The sequence below is a fragment of the Pseudomonas sp. Y24-6 genome (genome assembly GCF_020295325.1).
Lineage (GTDB): Bacteria > Pseudomonadota > Gammaproteobacteria > Pseudomonadales > Pseudomonadaceae > Aquipseudomonas > Aquipseudomonas gregormendelii.
The window spans coordinates 32,765-48,502 of record NZ_JACBXG010000001.1 but is presented as its reverse complement, the minus strand read 5'-3'; the positions used below and the strand labels follow the sequence as shown (position 1 = coordinate 48,502).

Here is a 15,738-nt window from a genome sequence, read left to right as displayed (position 1 = left end):
TAGGAGCTGCCGAGTGCAACGAGGCTGCGATCTTTTGATCTGGGCTGTAAAAAGCAAAAATCAAAAGATCGCAGCCTCGTTGCACTCGACAGCTCCTACGACAGCTCCTGCAGGGGCTGCATTTGCCTTTTACAACACCAGATGCGGCAACCACAGCGACAGTGCAGGAACGTAAGTCACTGCCATCAGCACCAGGAACAGCACGGCATAGAAAGGCAGCAGTGCAATCACGGTTTTTTCGATTGTGACTTTACCCACGGCAGACCCCACAAACAGTACCGCGCCTACGGGCGGCGTGATCAATCCTATGCCCAGGTTCACCAGCATGATCATGCCAAAGTGCACCGGATCGACGCCTATGCCGAGAATCACCGGCAGCAGGATGGGGGTCAGGATCAGGATCAAGGGCGCCATGTCCATCACCGCGCCGAGCATCAGCAGCATGACGTTGATGCACATCAGGATCACGTAGCGGTTGTCTGACAGGGTCAGGAACATGGTGGTGATCTTTGCCGGAATCTGCATCAGCGTCATGATGTAGCCGAAGCTGGCGGCGAAACCGATCAGGATCATCACGATGGAAATGGTCCGGACCGTGCGGTGCATCAGTTTCGGCAGCTCACTCCATTTGTAGTCGCGGTAGATGAACATGGTCACGAAAAACGCCCAGAGCACGGCGATGGCTGCGGACTCCGTGGCGGTGAAAATACCCGAGAGAATGCCGCCGAGAATGATGACCATCGCCATCAGGCCCCACATCGCTTCGCCGCATATTTTCAGCGCCTGCTTGAGAGGAATGACCTCGCCCTTGGGGTAGTTGCGTTTTTTCGCGAAGATCAGGCAGAGCACCATCAGGCAGGCGCTCATCAACAGCCCCGGTACGATGCCCGCCATGAACAGCGAAGCAATCGACACCGTGCCCCCGGCAGCCAGCGAGTAAATCACCGAGTTGTGGCTGGGAGGCGTCAACAGGGCCTGGACCGACCCGCTGATGGTCACGGCCGTGGCGAATTCCCGTGGATAACCCTTGCGCTCCATTTCCGGAATCAGTACCGAGCCCACTGACGCGGTATCCGCCACCGAGGAGCCGGAAATCGCCCCGAAGAATGTCGAGGCCATGATGTTGACCAGCGACAGGCCGCCGCGCACGAAGCCCACCAGCACCCCGGCAAAGGCGACCAACCGGCGGGACATGCCACCTTCGGCCATGATCGCACCCGCGAGCACGAAGAACGGAATCGCCAGCAGGGAGAACTTGTTCACACCACCGGCGACTTGAATCATCAGCGCCTGAAACGGTATGTCGATCCACCATGCGCCGATCAGCGCAGAGAGCCCCAAGGCATAGGCGACCGGCATGCCGATCATGATCAGAGCGAGAAAACTGCCCAGCAGAATCAGAGCGTCCATTTATACGGCACCTTCGCTTTCTTCAACCAGGTCGAAACGCACGACCCGACGGTTGCTCTGGTCACCGAGCAGGAGTTTTTCCAGGACAAAAATCAGCGTGAGCAAACCGCCCACGGGGATCGGCATATAGGTAATGCCCACGCGCAGCGTCGGCAGGGCGCTCATGAACTGGTTCCAGGTGGACATGCACAGTTTGGTACCCCAGACGGTCATGAACAGGCAGACCGTGGCCATCAGCAGTTGCGAGAAGATCCCCACGACTCTGCGTACTTCGGGCGTCATCCGGTCGGTCACCATGGCCACCGCCATGTGCGCACCGGCGCGATAACTGGCGGCCGCGCCGATGAATGTGAAGACCATCATCAGCAAAATGGCGGTGGGCTCCGGCCAACTGGAGCCGGTGCCGAGGACATAACGAGCGAAAACGCCCCAGGGAATGATCAGGGCTATGGCCAGCACCGACAGCCCGGCGACCCAGATGCAGGTCATGTAAATCTTGTCATTGATGCGCAGCAGTAGATTCTTCATCGGGTTTCACCGTAACCGGGCGCGCGCCGGGGTACACAGACGTCAGCGGCGCCGGCCTTTCATGAGTGCCTGGGAGGGGTTATTGGACCGCTTCGATACGCTTGATCAGATCGGCATAGGGCGCGCCGTATTTTTCGCGGATCGACGCGGTGGCCTCGTAGAAAGGTTTTTTGTCGACGGTGATGAACTCGACGCCGGCCGCCTTGAGTTTTTCCTCACTGCTGGCGGACTTCGCGTCCCACAGGGTGCGCTCCTGGGCCTGGGCGGCCTTGGCGGTTTTCTTCACCAGGACTTGCTGGTCGGGGGTGAGCTTGTCCCAGGTGATTTTCGACATCACGATGGGTTCCGGCAGGATCAGGTGGCCGGTGAGGCTGTAGAACTTGGCATTCTGGTAGTGGTTGTGTTCGAGCAGGGTGGGCGGGTTGTTCTCCGCGCCGTCGATCACCCCGGTCTGCAGGGCGCTGAAGATCTCCCCGGTGTCCATCGCGATGCCGTTGCCGCCCATGGCGTTGATGGTGTCGATGAACATCGGGTTGCCTTGTACGCGGATCTTCATGCCCTTGAGGTCTTCAAGGCTGCGCACCGGTTTTTTGGTGTAGATGTTGCGCGTGCCGCCGTCCATCCAGGCCAGGGCGACCAGGCCGAATTCGGAATCGGTGATCTTGGCGAGGATTTCGTCGCCCACCTCACCGTCGATGACCTTGCGCATGTGCGCCTGGTCGCGGAACACGAACGGCATGTTGAACACGTTCACGTCCGGTACCACCGGCCCGACGATGCCAAGGCTGACCCGGGCCATCTGGATGGCCCCGACCTGGGCCTGTTCGACCACTTCCTTTTCCGAGCCGAGTACGCCGCCGGCAAACATCTTGAAAGTCAGCTTGCCGTCACTGTCGGCCACCAGGGTTTTACCCAGCTGCTCTTCGGCCACCACGGTGGGGTAACCGGCCGGATGGATGTCGGCGAATTTGATTTCCAGTGCCTGGGCGGCACTGCTAAGGGTGAAGGCCAGGGGGAGTGCAGCGGCGAGCAAGGTGCGTTTGAAGTCCATGGGGCAATTCTCCAGTCTTGTTGTTTTTTTTATTCAAGGCACAGCAGATTCAGCAAGGGCGGTTACAGCAAGTGATTGAACAGCGGTTCCGGCAAACCCCGGACGCCAGGGTTGAGGGCGAACACGCCACCGGCCAGTGACTGCGGATCCTGGTCGTCACCGGGGCGGATCGACGTCACGAACAGCGTGTCGAGCCGACTGCCACCGAAGGCGCACATCGTCGGTTTTTTCACAGGTACCGCCAGCGATCGGTCGAGGCGGCCATCGGGGGTAAAGCGATGAATCAGCCCGGCGTCATTGGCGCAGATCCAGTAGCAACCCTCGGCGTCCACCGCGGCACCGTCGGGACGACCTTCGTACTGGTTCATGTCGACGAACAGTCGGCGGTTGGTTGGGATACCCGTGTCGATGTCATAGTCGAAGGCCCAGATCTGCTGGACCAGCGGGTGTGAGTCGGAGAGATACAGGGTGCGGCCATCCGGGCTGAAGCCCAGGCCATTGGGCACGATGAACCCGCCCAGCCTGGCTTCCAGTGGCCCAGTCTGCCCGGCGCTGTAACGATAAAGGCTGCCGTTGGCGGCGTTGGCGCCCATGTTCAGCACCATGCTGCCGGCCCAGAAGCGGCCCTGACGATCACAGCGCCCATCGTTGAGGCGCATGTCTGCTCGGGCGTGGTCGACATGCGCCAGCAGCTCACTGTCCAGGCTGCCATCGCTGTGTGGTTGCAGCCGGAAGAAACCGCTTTCCATCCCGGCGACCCAGCTGCCATCGCTTTGACGAGCGATGCAAGCCAGCATCTGTGGGGTCTTCCAGGCGTGTACGTGGCCAGTATCAGCGTCCCAGCGTTGCAGGCCGCCGTTGGGAATATCCACCCAGTACAGGGCATTTTCCGCGGCGACCCACACCGGGCTTTCTCCAACCGCATTGCGGGCATCGACAATCAGTTCTGCGTACATGGCCACTCATTCCCTTGGTCGTTTTTGTGGGGACTGTTGCGCGGCTCAGTCGCCGAACGGACCGGCGGCACAGAACGCCCCGCCCTGGTAGACCCGCGCCGGATCATCGGCAGCGGGCATAGGTTGGGCCTCGACCTGGTCGCGGAACACTTCGGAGCTGTCTTGCGCCACATAACCAAGGCCCGCAGCCAAGTGGTTGTCCCACCAGACTTGCTTGTTGTCGGACAGGCCGTACACCACGGTATGGCCCACGTTGTGTGCATGGAGTGCGCGTTCGAGCAACTGGGTCAGGTCACCGAAGCTCAGCCAGGTGCTCATCATCCGGCGGTTTTGCGGGACCGGGAACGAAGAGCCGATCCGGATGCTGACGGTCTCGATGCCGTAGCGATCGAAGTAGAACGTCGCCATGTCCTCGCCATAGGATTTGGACAGGCCGTAGTAGCTGTCCGGACGGCGCGGGGAGTGGGCATCGAGGATCTCGCCCTGCTGGTAGAAGCCGATGACGTGGTTGGAACTGGCGAAAATCACGCGCTTGACGCCATGCTTGCGCGCCGCTTCGTAGATGTGAAATACGCCGCAGATATTGGCGCCGAGGATCTCTTCGAACGGACGCTCAACCGACACCCCGCCGAAGTGCAGGATGGCGTCCACGCCTTCGACCAGCTTATCCACGGCCTGCTTGTCCGCGAGGTCACAGATGACGACCTCTTCGCGATCATTCACCGCCGGGCTGATATCGGCGATATCCGAAAGACGAATGACGTTGGCATAGGGCCGCATGCTTTCGCGCAGCACTTTGCCAAGGCCGCCCGCAGCGCCGGTGAGCAGCAGGCGATTGAATGGAGCTGTAGGGTGAATAGTCATGGAAGTCCCTGGACAAACAGTCATTATTGATTTTGTTGTAGGTTGTCGTACGACGCAGCGAAGTATCCGTAGAGTTTTCCGCTCTTGTCAACGCGACTTAGGTTGAAAGTCGATGCAAGGTATTCAAACCGCTTCGCTGCTGGGCGGATTACAACAACGAAAGCGGGTAGCTGATGAAAATCCGGTTTTCGTCAAATTCGTTGGTGCTGAAATCCTTGCGAATCGACGCATTGCGCCACTTCACGTTGAGATTTTTCAGCGCGCCGCTTTGCACGGTGTAGGCCAGTTCCGACTCGCGGCCCCATTCCTTGCCGTCGGTGATGGCACCGGTGTGCACGTTATCGCCGCTGATGTAGCGGTTCATCATGGTCAGGCCAGGAATGCCCAGGGCGACGAAGTTGTAGTCATGACGCAGCTGCCAGGATTTTTCCTTGGCGTTGTCGTAGCTGGAGTTGTAGCTGTCGTTGGCCAGGGTGCCGCCGCTGGTGCCGTTGACACGCATCCAGGCGCTGTCGCCCGTCAGCTTCTGCAGGCCGACGTAGAAGGTGTTGCCGCCATACCTGGCCGAGAGCAGCGCAAAGGTGGTCTTGTTTTCCATGTCGCCGGCCAGGGCGCTGCCATCTTCCTTGCCGTTGAAAAAGCCCAGGTTGGCACCCAGGGTCCAGTCGCCCAACGGTTGGCTGTGACTGAGGTTGAAGTACTGCTGCTGGTAGATGTCGCTGAGCTCTGAGTACCAGACGCCGACCAGGGTGCGCTTGTCGTTGAAGGTGTATTCACCCCCTGCGAAGTTGAAGCGGTCCGAGGTGAACGCCGCCCGGCCATTCATGGACATGTCTTCCATGCTGGCATCATTGCGCGGGCTGTTCTGGCGGAACTGGCCGCCGTAGAGCGTCAAACCGCTGATCTCGGTGGAGGTGACCTGGCCACCGCGGAAGGTCTGCGGCAGTGAGCGCCCATCGTCCGAGCGCAGCACGGGCAATACCGGCATCCATTCGCCGACTTTGAGTTCGGTCTTGGAGATCTTGCCCTTGACCGCTACGCCCATGCGCCCGAAATTGTCGGCAGGGCGCCCGTCATCGTGAATCGGCAGCAACTGCGTACCACCCGTGCCTTTGCCTCCGTCGAGCTTTTGCGAGTACATGCCGAGCACATCCACACCAAAGCCGACCGGGCCTTGGGTAAATCCGGACTTGGCGTCGAGGATGAAGCTCTGCGTCCACTCTTCAGCCTTGCCCTGGGGATAGGCCGGGTTGGTGTAGTTGCGGTTGAAGTAGGCATTGCGCAGGTTCAGCGTCGCCTTGCTGTCATCGACAAATCCTTCTGCCTGGCTGGCGAGGGGCAGGGCCAGAACGATCCCGCCGAGGCTGAGCAGGCTGAGGGTATGACGGCGGGCAAAAGTCGGGCGGGGGGTGCAGGCGAAGGAATGGCGGACGAGTTGACTCACAGTGACGCTCCCTTTTGTATTTTTGTTTTTATAGTTGTTATACGTCGTCGTACAACATAAGGGTGATTATTTGCGAGGTGTTAGCGGGTTGTCAATCGGAAGTTATACGATGACTTCATGCTTGAGGGCGCCGTGACCTCTGAGGGCCGGGAGGGCGATAGACCGACGGGATATGGGTGTTGGCTAACAAGGTTTTACGGCAAACTGGCACCACCTCCGACACAAGGCCACTGAATGGATCATTACGCCCCGCGCAACTGGCAGCCCCACGAGCGGCCCAGCTTGCCCGGTTCGCCTTCCACACCGCTGCACTCCACGCCCAAGCGCCTGGCCTATGCGCTGGTCGGATTGCTGGTGGCGTTGACCGGGGGGTTGGGTAACTCCCTGGTGATCGCCAACCTGCCTTATCTGCAGGGCGCGCTGGGTGCGACCACCGCCGAGATGGCCTGGCTGCCGGCCGCGTACGTGATGACCAATGTGTCGATGAACCTGCTGCTGGTGAAGTTTCGCCAGCAGTTCGGCTTGCGCGCATTCACCGAAGTGTTCCTGGTGCTCTACGCGTTGGTGACCTTCGGCCACTTGTTCGTCAACGACCTGAACTCGGCGATTGCCGTACGGGCGGCGCACGGCATGGTCGGGGCGGCGTTGAGTTCGTTGGGGCTGTACTACATGATCCAGGCGTTCCCCGCGAAGTGGCGCATGAAGGCGCTGGTGCTCGGGCTTGGGACTTCGCAGCTGGCTCTGCCCCTGGCCCGGCTGTTCTCCGAAGACTTGCTGCAGATCGCCGAATGGCGCGGTTTGTACCTGTTCGAACTGGGCATGGCGCTGTTGTCCCTGGGGTGCGTGTTCCTGCTCAAACTGCCCCCCGGGGACCGTTTCAAGACCTTCGAAAAACTCGACTTCCTGACTTTCGCCATTCTGGCCAGCGGCGTAGCACTGCTCTGCGCGGTGCTCTCGCTGGGGCGTATCGACTGGTGGCTGGAAGCACCGTGGATTGGCGTGGCGTCGGCGGGTTCCATCGCGCTGATCATGACCGGCCTTGCCATCGAGCATAACCGCAGCAACCCGATGCTGATGACTCGCTGGCTGGGCAGCGGGGTGATGATTCGCCTGGCCCTGGCGGTAGTGCTGATTCGCATGGTGGCCTCGGAGCAGTCCACCGGCGCCGTCGGCTTCATGCAAGCCCTGAACATGAGTACCCAGCAGCTGCACAGCCTGTATGTGGTGATGATGATCGGCAGTATTGCCGGGCTGGTCACCAGCGCGCTGACCATCAACCCCAAGCACCTGTTCAGCCCGTTGATCGTGTCGCTGGCGTTGATGGCTGTCGGTTCGGTGATCGACAGCCATTCGAATAACCTGACCCGTCCGGAAAACCTGTATTTCAGCCAGTTCCTGCTGGCATTCGGCAGTACATTTTTTCTCGGGCCGACCATGGTCCTGGGCACGCGCAATGTATTGACCAACCCACGCAACCTGGTGAGCTTCTCGGTGCTGTTTGGTATCTGCCAGAACCTCGGCGGCTTGATCGGTGCAGCGTTGCTGGGCACTTTTCAGATCGTTCGCGAGAAATTTCACTCCAGTAACATTGTCGAACACCTGGTGTTGACCGATCCGCTGGTGGCTGCCCGGGTCCAGAGCGGCAGCAATGCCCTGGGTTCGGTGATCGCCGATCCAGCCTTGCGCAATCTGCAGGGCATACGCAGCCTGGCGACGGCCGCTACGCGCGAGGCCAATGTGCTGGCCTATAACGACGTGTTCATGCTCATCGCAGTGATCGCTGTGCTGACGATGATCTGGATCTCCATTCGCGCCCTGTGGCTGATGAGCACTACAAAGAACGTCACTCCAACGCCTTCCGACTCCACCAGCGGTGCCACACCTTCATGACCGAACCGACCACGACGACCACCAACGCCATTGCCGCCACCCCCGAGGGCGTCGCGCCACCGTCCACGCCCGCCACCGAGCCGCGCTCGCTACGGGTTCGGGTGCTTTCATCGATGGGCTTTGCGGCGATCGCCCTGGTGGGTGTGCTGATCGTGTTGTACGCCTGGCAGTTGCCACCGTTCAGCAGCGCGATCGAGACCACGGAAAATGCATTGGTGCGCGGCCAGGTGACCATCATCGGCCCGCAGCTCAGCGGCTATGTTTATGAAGTGCCGGTGTCGGACTTCCAGTTCGTCAAGACCGGCGACTTGCTGGTGCGCCTGGATGACCGGATCTACCAGCAGCGCCTGGACCAAACCCTGGCACAACTGGCGGTGCAAAAAGCCGGCCTGGCTAACGTAGTGCAGCAACGCAACAGCGCCGAGGCCACCATCAAGCTGCGCCAGGCAGCAGTCGCCGACAGCCAGGCGCAGGCGCGCAAAAGTGCCGCCGACCTGCGCCGTAATAACGAGTTGGTTCGCGATGGTTCGGTGTCCAGGCGCGAGCTGGATGTGAGCCTGGCGGCGAACGCGCAGTCGATTGCCGCGGTCGCCCAGGCCCAGGCCAATCTGGAGATCGCCCGCCAGGATCTGCAGTCAGTGATCGTCAATCGAGGCTCACTGGAAGCGGCAGTGGCGAGCGCGGATGCCGCAGTGCAACTGGCGCGCATCGACCTTTCCAATACCCGAATAGTCGCGCCCCGGGACGGCCAGCTGGGGCAGATCGGTGTACGTCTGGGGGCCTATGTCAACTCCGGCGCGCAGCTGATGGCCCTGGTACCGCATCAGCTGTGGGTGATTGCCAACATGAAGGAAACCCAGATGAACAACGTGCGGGTCGGCCAGCCGGTGACGTTCACGGTGGATGCACTGGACCACCGCACGTTCAATGGCCGGGTGCAGCGGATCTCACCCGGTACCGGTTCCGAATTTGCGCTGCTGCAAGCCGACAACGCCACCGGCAACTTCGTCAAGATCGCCCAGCGGGTGCCGGTGCGGATTACCGTGGACGAAGATCAGGCCGAGAGCGAGCGGCTGCGGCCGGGGATGTCGGTGGTGGTGAGCATTGATACGGCGGCGCAGGAGGGCTTCTAGGGCAAGATCTTTTGATTCTAGGCGGCCACCATCGGCGGCATGGTGCCCAGCAACGACACTGCAGCCACCGCGCCAATCCCTAATAGCCACTCCATGATCACGCTGGTTTTCAGCGCCCCCATGCGCTGGTCGCAATCATTGACCCGCAGCCGATTGAACAACGCCAGGCCCAGCATCGCCGCCACCAACCCGACCTTGATCAACAGAATCAAGGCAAATCCCGACCACAATGGCGTCGGCCACAGCTGGCCCGTCAGTACTCGCACGTTGATCAGCCCCGTCAGCACCAATCCCGCCACCAGCGCGTAACCCACACCACTGAACCGCTGGAGAATGACGCCGATCGGGTGGACTGATGCCTGGCGCAAGATCATCACCAGCAGCATCAAGCCGCCCAGCCAGATGCCAACGCACACCAGGTGCACGATCTGATTGAGGATCAGCAGTTGGCCGCTCAAGCCATCGAGCATCGCGCCATGGCCCACGGGTGCAAGCGTCGCCAGCAACAAGCCACCCAATACCAGGCGCGGCAACAGGGAGGCCTGCCAGCGTGTGAACAGCAACGTCAGCACCAGCCCGTTGAGTAACAGATGCCAGCGCCATACCTGGCCGAAAAACGTGTTGCCCATGACCAGTTGCAGGGTCGGCAGATCAAGGGCGGCCGCCCAGTCCCCGGCCATGCTGGCAGTGATCAACAGCAACCAGCAGACGCCGCTCACCAACGCCACCGCTGCCAGCCATCGGCTCACCCGCGCCAGCGGCTGATCCAGCGTGGTAATGCCACGCCCCAACAGCAGGGGCCTGAACACCCAGGCCCCGACCAGCATCAGCACCACGGTGAAATGCAGAAAGCGGCACAGCACCATCGCGCTCGTCATGAATTACTGACCGACCTTGAAGCTGTAGGCGCCTTCACTTTTGTGGGTATCGACGGACACTGCGTGCCATTCGACCTTGTATGCACCGGCAGTCAAAGGCGCTTGCGGCGTCACCACCAGGGTTTTCTTGTCACTGCCTTCGGTGGCCAGGCTTTTAACCGGTACGTTGTTGCCGTCCTTGCTGAGGGTCACCTTGGTGAAGGTCGCTTCCACCCCTTCGGAAAATACCAGGCGCAGTTCGGCCGGTGCGCTGACCGTGCTGTCGGCGGCCGGGCTCTGGCTTTTCAGGTGGGCATGGGCGAACACCGTCGAGGCGGCGAACAGCGAGCCGAGGAGGGTGACGGTGGTCAGGGTTTTCTTGAGCATCATCATGGACTACCTCTGGGACAGGTTTGAAGAGAGGTGCAGTTTACCTTCCAGGGCGCGCCGGGACGAAGTTTCGTTTTGCCCTGTCGCCGCGAAGTAGAGCGGATGCTAGTCTTGACCAACGCTGTCGTCAGGGAGCCCTCATGGGCAATCACAAGATCGAGATCCGTCGCAGTAACGTCGAGAAAATTCTGCTGGGGGCTGAAAAGGTCTTCGCCGAGAAAGGCTTCGGCAGTACCGCCATGGCCGACATTGCCGCCGAAGTGCAACTGCCGCGCTCCAACCTGCATTACTACTTCAGCACCAAGAGCGAACTCTACAGTGCAGTGCTGTTCGACCTGCTGGAAGTGTGGAAACAGGACGCCCTGTGCTTCGAAATGTTCGACGACCCGCGCGTGGTCCTCAGCAGCTACATCCGCGCCAAGATGCAACATTCGCGCAGCCGTCCGTACGGCTCCAAGGTCTGGGCCAACGAAATCATCCATGGCGCGCCGACGCTGGGTGAGGCACTGGACGCCAGCCTGTACGACTGGGCCAAGATGAAGGAAGCGAAAATCCGCCAGTGGGTGGAAGACAAACGCATCCTGCCGGTGGAGCCCTCCAGCCTGCTCTACATGATCTGGGCGTCGACCCAGCACTACGCCGACTTTGATCATCAGGTGAATATCCTGAATGATCACCAGCCATTGTCCGATATGCAGTTTGAGCGGGCAGTGCAGACGGTGACGAGTGTGATTTTGCGCGGGATTGGGTTGGAGCCCTAGATGTCCCATACATCAGCCGGTGTTGGACTGCTGATTGGCTGAAGAGTTGAGGATCGGTGTTGCATTTGAAAAGATCGCAGCCTCGTTGCACTCGACAGCTCCTACCAGGGTGGGGTGGCGCTGGGGCCGGGTAGGAGCTGTCGAGTGCAACGAGGCTGCGATCTTCTACTGTTTAAAGGTCAGACCGCGACATGGTAGGGGTTGCGCGGATCGTGGTTCCAGTCCAGGAACGGTTTGCCGCTGTCGATCGGCACCATCTCGATGCAGTCCTGCACCGGGCAGGTGATCTGGCACAAGTTGCAGCCCACACATTCATCGTCGATCACTTGATACTTGTGCGTGCCATCGGCCTGCTTGAGGCTGGCCACCGCCTGGTGCGAGGTGTCTTCGCAGGCGATGTGGCAACGGCCGCAGCCGATGCAGGCTTCCTGGTCGATTTTGGCGATGACCTGGTAGTTGATATCGAGGTACTTCCAGTCCGTTGTATTAGCCACCGCACGCCCGGAAAAGTCCGCGATGCTGGCGTAGCCCTGGCTGTCCATCCAGCGTGACAGGCCGTCTTTCATCTCCTCGACGATCCTGAAACCATGCAGCATCGCCGCCGTGCACACCTGCACCGAGCCGCTGCCGAGCGCAATGAACTCCGCTGCATCGCGCCATGAGCCGATGCCACCAATGCCGGAGATGGGTAGCCGCTGTGTCAGCGGGTCGCGGGCGATTTCGGCGACCATGTTCAAGGCGATGGGCTTGACTGCCGAACCGCAGTAACCACCGTGGGTACTCTGGCTACCGACCACCGGGTTGGCGACCATGCGTTCGAGGTTGACGCTGGTGATGGAGTTGATGGTATTGATCAGCGATACCGCATCGGCACCGCCGCGATGGGCGGCGCGGGCGGCGACGCGGATGTCGGTGATGTTGGGCGTGAGCTTGACGATCACCGGCAGCGAGCAGTAGGTCTTGCACCAGCGCGTGACCTGTTCGACGTACTCCGGCACCTGGCCGACCGCTGCGCCCATGCCGCGCTCGGGCATGCCATGGGGACAGCCGAAGTTGAGTTCAATGCCGTCAGCACCGGTAGCTTCCACCAGCGGCAGAATGAATTTCCACGACTCTTCCACGCAAGGCACCATCAGCGAGACGATCAGCGCGCGGTCCGGCCAGTCCTTTTTGACCTGGGTGATTTCCCGCAGGTTGATTTCCAGGGAGCGGTCGGTAATCAGCTCGATGTTATTGAAACCCATGACTTCCCGGTTGGCGCCAAACAGCGCCGAGTAGCGTGATGACACGTTGACTGCTGCCGGGTCCTCGCCCAGGGTTTTCCAGACCACGCCACCCCAGCCAGCCTCGAAGGCGCGGACTACGTTATAAGCCTTGTCGGTGGGCGGTGCGGAAGCCAGCCAGAAGGGATTGGGGGCTTTGATACCGGCGAAGTTGATCGAGAGATCGGCCATTTACGCAGCCTCCACATTGAGCATGAGTTGGGTGTGGATGGCCTCGGCGGCCAGTTTGCCGTGTTGCACCGCTTGCACGGTGAGGTCCTGATCGAGGCTGGTGCAATCGCCGCCCGCGTACACGCCAGGAATGCTGGTGCGCAGCTGTTCATCGACCTGGATGCGCTCGCCCTGGCGCTTCAACTCCCGGGCCAGTGGGTCGGCGAGGGCGCCGGAGTCGAAGGCCTGGCCGATGGCTTTGAAGATCGCGTCGGCGGCCAGTTCGAAGGTTTCACCGGTGGTTTGCAGACGACCTTCCACCAGGGCGGTGCGGGCGAAGCGCATGCCGCGCACCTGACCCAGGTCATCGAGCAACACGTGTTCCGGTTGTGCCCAGGTCAGCAGGCGCACCTGATTGGCCTTGGCGATGTCCTGCTCGTGGCCCGTGGCGCCCATTTCCTCGACGCCCCGGCGGTACACCAGGTTGACATCGCGGGCGCCGAGGCGAGCCATTTGCACGGCCATGTCGATGGCCGTGTTGCCGGCGCCGAGGACGATGCAGCGATCAGCCAGGGGCAATTGGGTCAGGTCGTCGGCCTGGCGCAGTTCGCGGATGTAGTCAGTGGCCGCGAGCAGTCCCGGCGCATCTTCGTGGGCCAGGCCCAGTTGCTTGCTGGCGTTCAGGCCAATGCCGAGGAATACCGCGTCGAATTGCTGGTGCAGTTCGCTGAGGGTCAGGTGCTCGCCGAGTTTTTGCCCGTGACGGATTTCGATGCCGCCGATTTGCAGGAGGAAATCCAGCTCTTTCTGGGCGTAGTCGTCCACCAGTTTGTACTTGGCGATGCCGTACTCGTTGAGGCCGCCGGCCTTTTCCCGTGCCTCGAAGATCACCACGTCGTGGCCGTGCATGGCACTGCGGTGGGCGCAGGACAGCCCGGCGGGACCGGCACCCACCACTGCGATGCGTTTGCCGGTAGCCGCCGCACGGGAGAATGGATGCGTGCTGAAGTGTGCGTTGTCGACTGCGTAGCGCTGCAGCAGGCCGATCAGTACCGGTGCGCACTCATGATCGTTGTTGCGCACGCAGGCCTGCTGGCAAAGAATTTCCGTGGGACAGACTCGCGCGCAACTGCCGCCCAGTATGTTCGCGGAGAGGATTTTATGGGCGGCGCCTTGCACGTTATCCGCATGGATATTGCGGATGAACGACGGAATATCGATTTCACTCGGGCAAGCATTCACACAGGGCGCGTCGTAGCAGTAGAGGCAGCGCGAAGCCTCCAGGTGCGCCTGCCGGTCGTTCAGTGGGGGCGCCAGGTCGGTGAAATGACCGGCGAGGGCGACCGCATCCTCATGGGGATGCGGGAGGTGGCTCAGACTCTTGATCACGGTGTTGGCCTCACGGTTATTGAGGTGCTGCCTCTGGTGGGCAGTGGGTTTTCTGTTGCGTCCGGGCTGGCCCGCAATGGCCGAAGGCCTGGATTTCAGCGCTTCACAGCAACTGGCTGATTCAACTCAGCCCGCTTGCTCAGCAGATCAAATACCGCCGGATATGCCGGCCGCTCGACATACCGCCCGGCACCGCGTTCTGCCCGCAGGTCACCATCGGCCCAGACCACGCGGCCCTGGCTGATCGTATGGCTGGGCACGCCGCGTACGGTCTTGCCTTCAAAGATATTGAAGTCGACCTGCTGGTGATGGGTGGCCGCGGAAATGGTTCGGGTACCTTGCGGATCCCACAGCACCAGGTCGGCATCGGCACCGATGCGAATGGCGCCTTTGCGCGGGTAGAGGTTGAAAATTTTCGCGGTGTTGGTCGAGGTCAGCGCCACGAACTGCTCCATCGAGAAACGCCCGGTGTTAACCCCTTCATCCCACAGCACGGCCATGCGGTCTTCGATACCGGCGGTGCCGTTGGGGATCTTGCTGAAGTCATCGCGCCCGGCCGCTTTCTGCTCGGCGCAGAAGCAGCAATGGTCGGTGGCAGTGGTGTGCAGGTTGCCCGATTGCAGCCCGTGCCAGAGTGCCTCCTGATGCCCGCGCGGGCGGAAGGGCGGGCTCATGACGTAGCCGGCGGCAGTGTTCCAGTCCGGGTGCTGATAGACGCTGTCGTCCAGCAGCAAGTGCCCGGCGAGGACCTCGCCGTAGACCTGCTGGCCCTTGCTGCGGGCATAGGTGATTTCGTCGAGGGCTTCCTTGGTCGAGACATGCACCAAGTACAGTGGCGTGCCCAGGGTTTCGGCAATGCGGATCGCCCGGCTGGCCGCTTCACCTTCCACCTGTGAAGGCCGCGACAGCGGGTGCGCTTCCGGCCCGGTGATGCCCTGGGCCATCAGCTTGCGTTGCAGGTGATACACCAGCTCGCCATTTTCCGCGTGCACGGTCGGCACGGCGCCCAGTTCCAGGCAGCGTTCGAAACTCGCCACCAGGGTATCGTCGGCCGCCATGATCGCGTTCTTGTAGGCCATGAAATGCTTGAAGCTATTGACCCCGTGCTGGCTGACCAGCTCGGCCATTTCTTCGCGAACCTGCTCGCTCCACCAGGTGATGGCGACGTGGAAGCCGTAGTCCGCTGCCGATTTTTCTGCCCAGCCGCGCCATTGGTGAAAGGCTTCCATCAGCGATTGCTGCGGGTTGGGAATCACGAAGTCGATGATCGAGGTGGTGCCACCGGCAAGCCCTGCCGCCGTGCCGCTGAAAAAATCTTCGCTGGCCACCGTGCCCATGAAGGGCAGTTGCATATGAGTGTGCGGATCGATACCACCGGGCATCAGGTACTGGCCGCTGCCGTCCAGCACTTCGGCACCTGCCGGAACATCCAGTTGATCACCGATGGCTTTGATCACGCCGTCGGCGCAATAGACGTCGGCGCGGTAACTTTCATCGTGGGTTACAACGGTGGCGCCACGGATCAACAGAGACATTCCGAGTTCCTCGCAGGCAAGACCGACTGGTGCCGGTTCTAAATGTTTTATATGAACCAGACGCAAACAGGTGTATTCCTGTCAGCGCTGTCAGGAA

General features: G+C 61.0%; 14 protein-coding genes. 3 read left to right on the top strand and 11 right to left on the bottom strand.

The features are described 5' to 3' along the window. Window positions 1–129: 129 nt before the first annotated feature. From HYI44_RS00205 to HYI44_RS00180, 6 genes are all read right to left on the bottom strand, one after another. Entirely contained in the window at window positions 130–1,410 is a 1,281-nt protein-coding gene (locus HYI44_RS00205; protein ID WP_122839620.1) for a TRAP transporter large permease, read from the bottom strand. Further along, window positions 1,411–1,938, bottom strand: a complete 528-nt coding sequence (locus tag HYI44_RS00200; RefSeq protein WP_045060457.1) for a TRAP transporter small permease — start codon at window positions 1,936–1,938, stop codon at window positions 1,411–1,413. It lies immediately after the preceding gene. Between the two features lie 79 nt (window positions 1,939–2,017). Next, window positions 2,018–2,989 carry a TRAP transporter substrate-binding protein gene (locus tag HYI44_RS00195; protein ID WP_122839621.1) on the bottom strand — a complete coding sequence of 324 codons (972 nt, stop codon included), beginning with the start codon at window positions 2,987–2,989 and terminating at the stop codon, window positions 2,018–2,020. A gap of 62 nt (window positions 2,990–3,051) precedes the next feature. After that, the gene (locus HYI44_RS00190) at window positions 3,052–3,945 is read right to left on the bottom strand and encodes an SMP-30/gluconolactonase/LRE family protein (protein ID WP_225568441.1); all 894 of its coding nucleotides are present in this window, start codon (window positions 3,943–3,945) and stop codon (window positions 3,052–3,054) included. A 45-nt stretch (window positions 3,946–3,990) separates the two neighbouring features. Then, on the bottom strand, window positions 3,991–4,809 hold the full coding sequence (locus tag HYI44_RS00185; RefSeq protein ID WP_225568440.1) for an NAD-dependent epimerase/dehydratase family protein: 819 nt from the start codon (window positions 4,807–4,809) through the stop codon (window positions 3,991–3,993). A gap of 148 nt (window positions 4,810–4,957) precedes the next feature. After that, window positions 4,958–6,253, bottom strand: coding sequence for an OprD family porin (locus HYI44_RS00180; protein ID WP_122839624.1), 1,296 nt, complete (start codon window positions 6,251–6,253; stop codon window positions 4,958–4,960). Between the two features lie 234 nt (window positions 6,254–6,487). On the opposite strand from HYI44_RS00180, the gene HYI44_RS00175 reads away from it, so the two are divergent. Then, entirely contained in the window at window positions 6,488–8,143 is a 1,656-nt protein-coding gene (locus HYI44_RS00175) for an MFS transporter (RefSeq protein WP_045060462.1), read from the top strand. Further along, window positions 8,140–9,276: an HlyD family secretion protein gene (locus HYI44_RS00170; protein ID WP_225568439.1), complete on the top strand. Its 1,137-nt coding sequence runs from the start codon at window positions 8,140–8,142 to the stop codon at window positions 9,274–9,276. Before HYI44_RS00175 ends, HYI44_RS00170 begins: the two co-directional genes overlap by 4 nt. Before the next feature lie 17 nt (window positions 9,277–9,293). On the opposite strand, the gene copD is transcribed toward HYI44_RS00170, so the two are convergent. Both copD and copC read right to left on the bottom strand, forming a co-directional pair. Then, window positions 9,294–10,154: a copper homeostasis membrane protein CopD gene (gene copD, locus HYI44_RS00165; protein WP_122839626.1), complete on the bottom strand. Its 861-nt coding sequence runs from the start codon at window positions 10,152–10,154 to the stop codon at window positions 9,294–9,296. 3 nt (window positions 10,155–10,157) lie between these two features. Then, complete coding sequence (gene copC, locus HYI44_RS00160) at window positions 10,158–10,523, bottom strand: copper homeostasis periplasmic binding protein CopC (RefSeq protein WP_225568816.1); 366 nt, start codon at window positions 10,521–10,523, stop codon at window positions 10,158–10,160. A 140-nt stretch (window positions 10,524–10,663) separates the two neighbouring features. Here copC and HYI44_RS00155 point away from each other — a divergent pair, with 140 nt between their 5' ends. Then, window positions 10,664–11,284, top strand: a complete 621-nt coding sequence (locus tag HYI44_RS00155) for a TetR/AcrR family transcriptional regulator (RefSeq protein WP_122839627.1) — start codon at window positions 10,664–10,666, stop codon at window positions 11,282–11,284. 179 nt (window positions 11,285–11,463) lie between these two features. On the opposite strand, the gene preA is transcribed toward HYI44_RS00155, so the two are convergent. The 3 genes from preA to hydA all read right to left on the bottom strand — a co-directional run bounded on the left by preA (window position 11,464) and on the right by hydA (window position 15,641). After that, on the bottom strand, window positions 11,464–12,738 hold the full coding sequence (gene preA, locus HYI44_RS00150) for an NAD-dependent dihydropyrimidine dehydrogenase subunit PreA (RefSeq protein ID WP_122839628.1): 1,275 nt from the start codon (window positions 12,736–12,738) through the stop codon (window positions 11,464–11,466). Further along, the gene (locus HYI44_RS00145; RefSeq protein WP_225568438.1) at window positions 12,739–14,106 is read right to left on the bottom strand and encodes an NAD(P)-dependent oxidoreductase; all 1,368 of its coding nucleotides are present in this window, start codon (window positions 14,104–14,106) and stop codon (window positions 12,739–12,741) included. It lies immediately after the preceding gene. A gap of 95 nt (window positions 14,107–14,201) precedes the next feature. Beyond that, window positions 14,202–15,641: a dihydropyrimidinase gene (gene hydA, locus HYI44_RS00140; protein WP_225568437.1), complete on the bottom strand. Its 1,440-nt coding sequence runs from the start codon at window positions 15,639–15,641 to the stop codon at window positions 14,202–14,204. Window positions 15,642–15,738 lie beyond the last annotated feature (97 nt).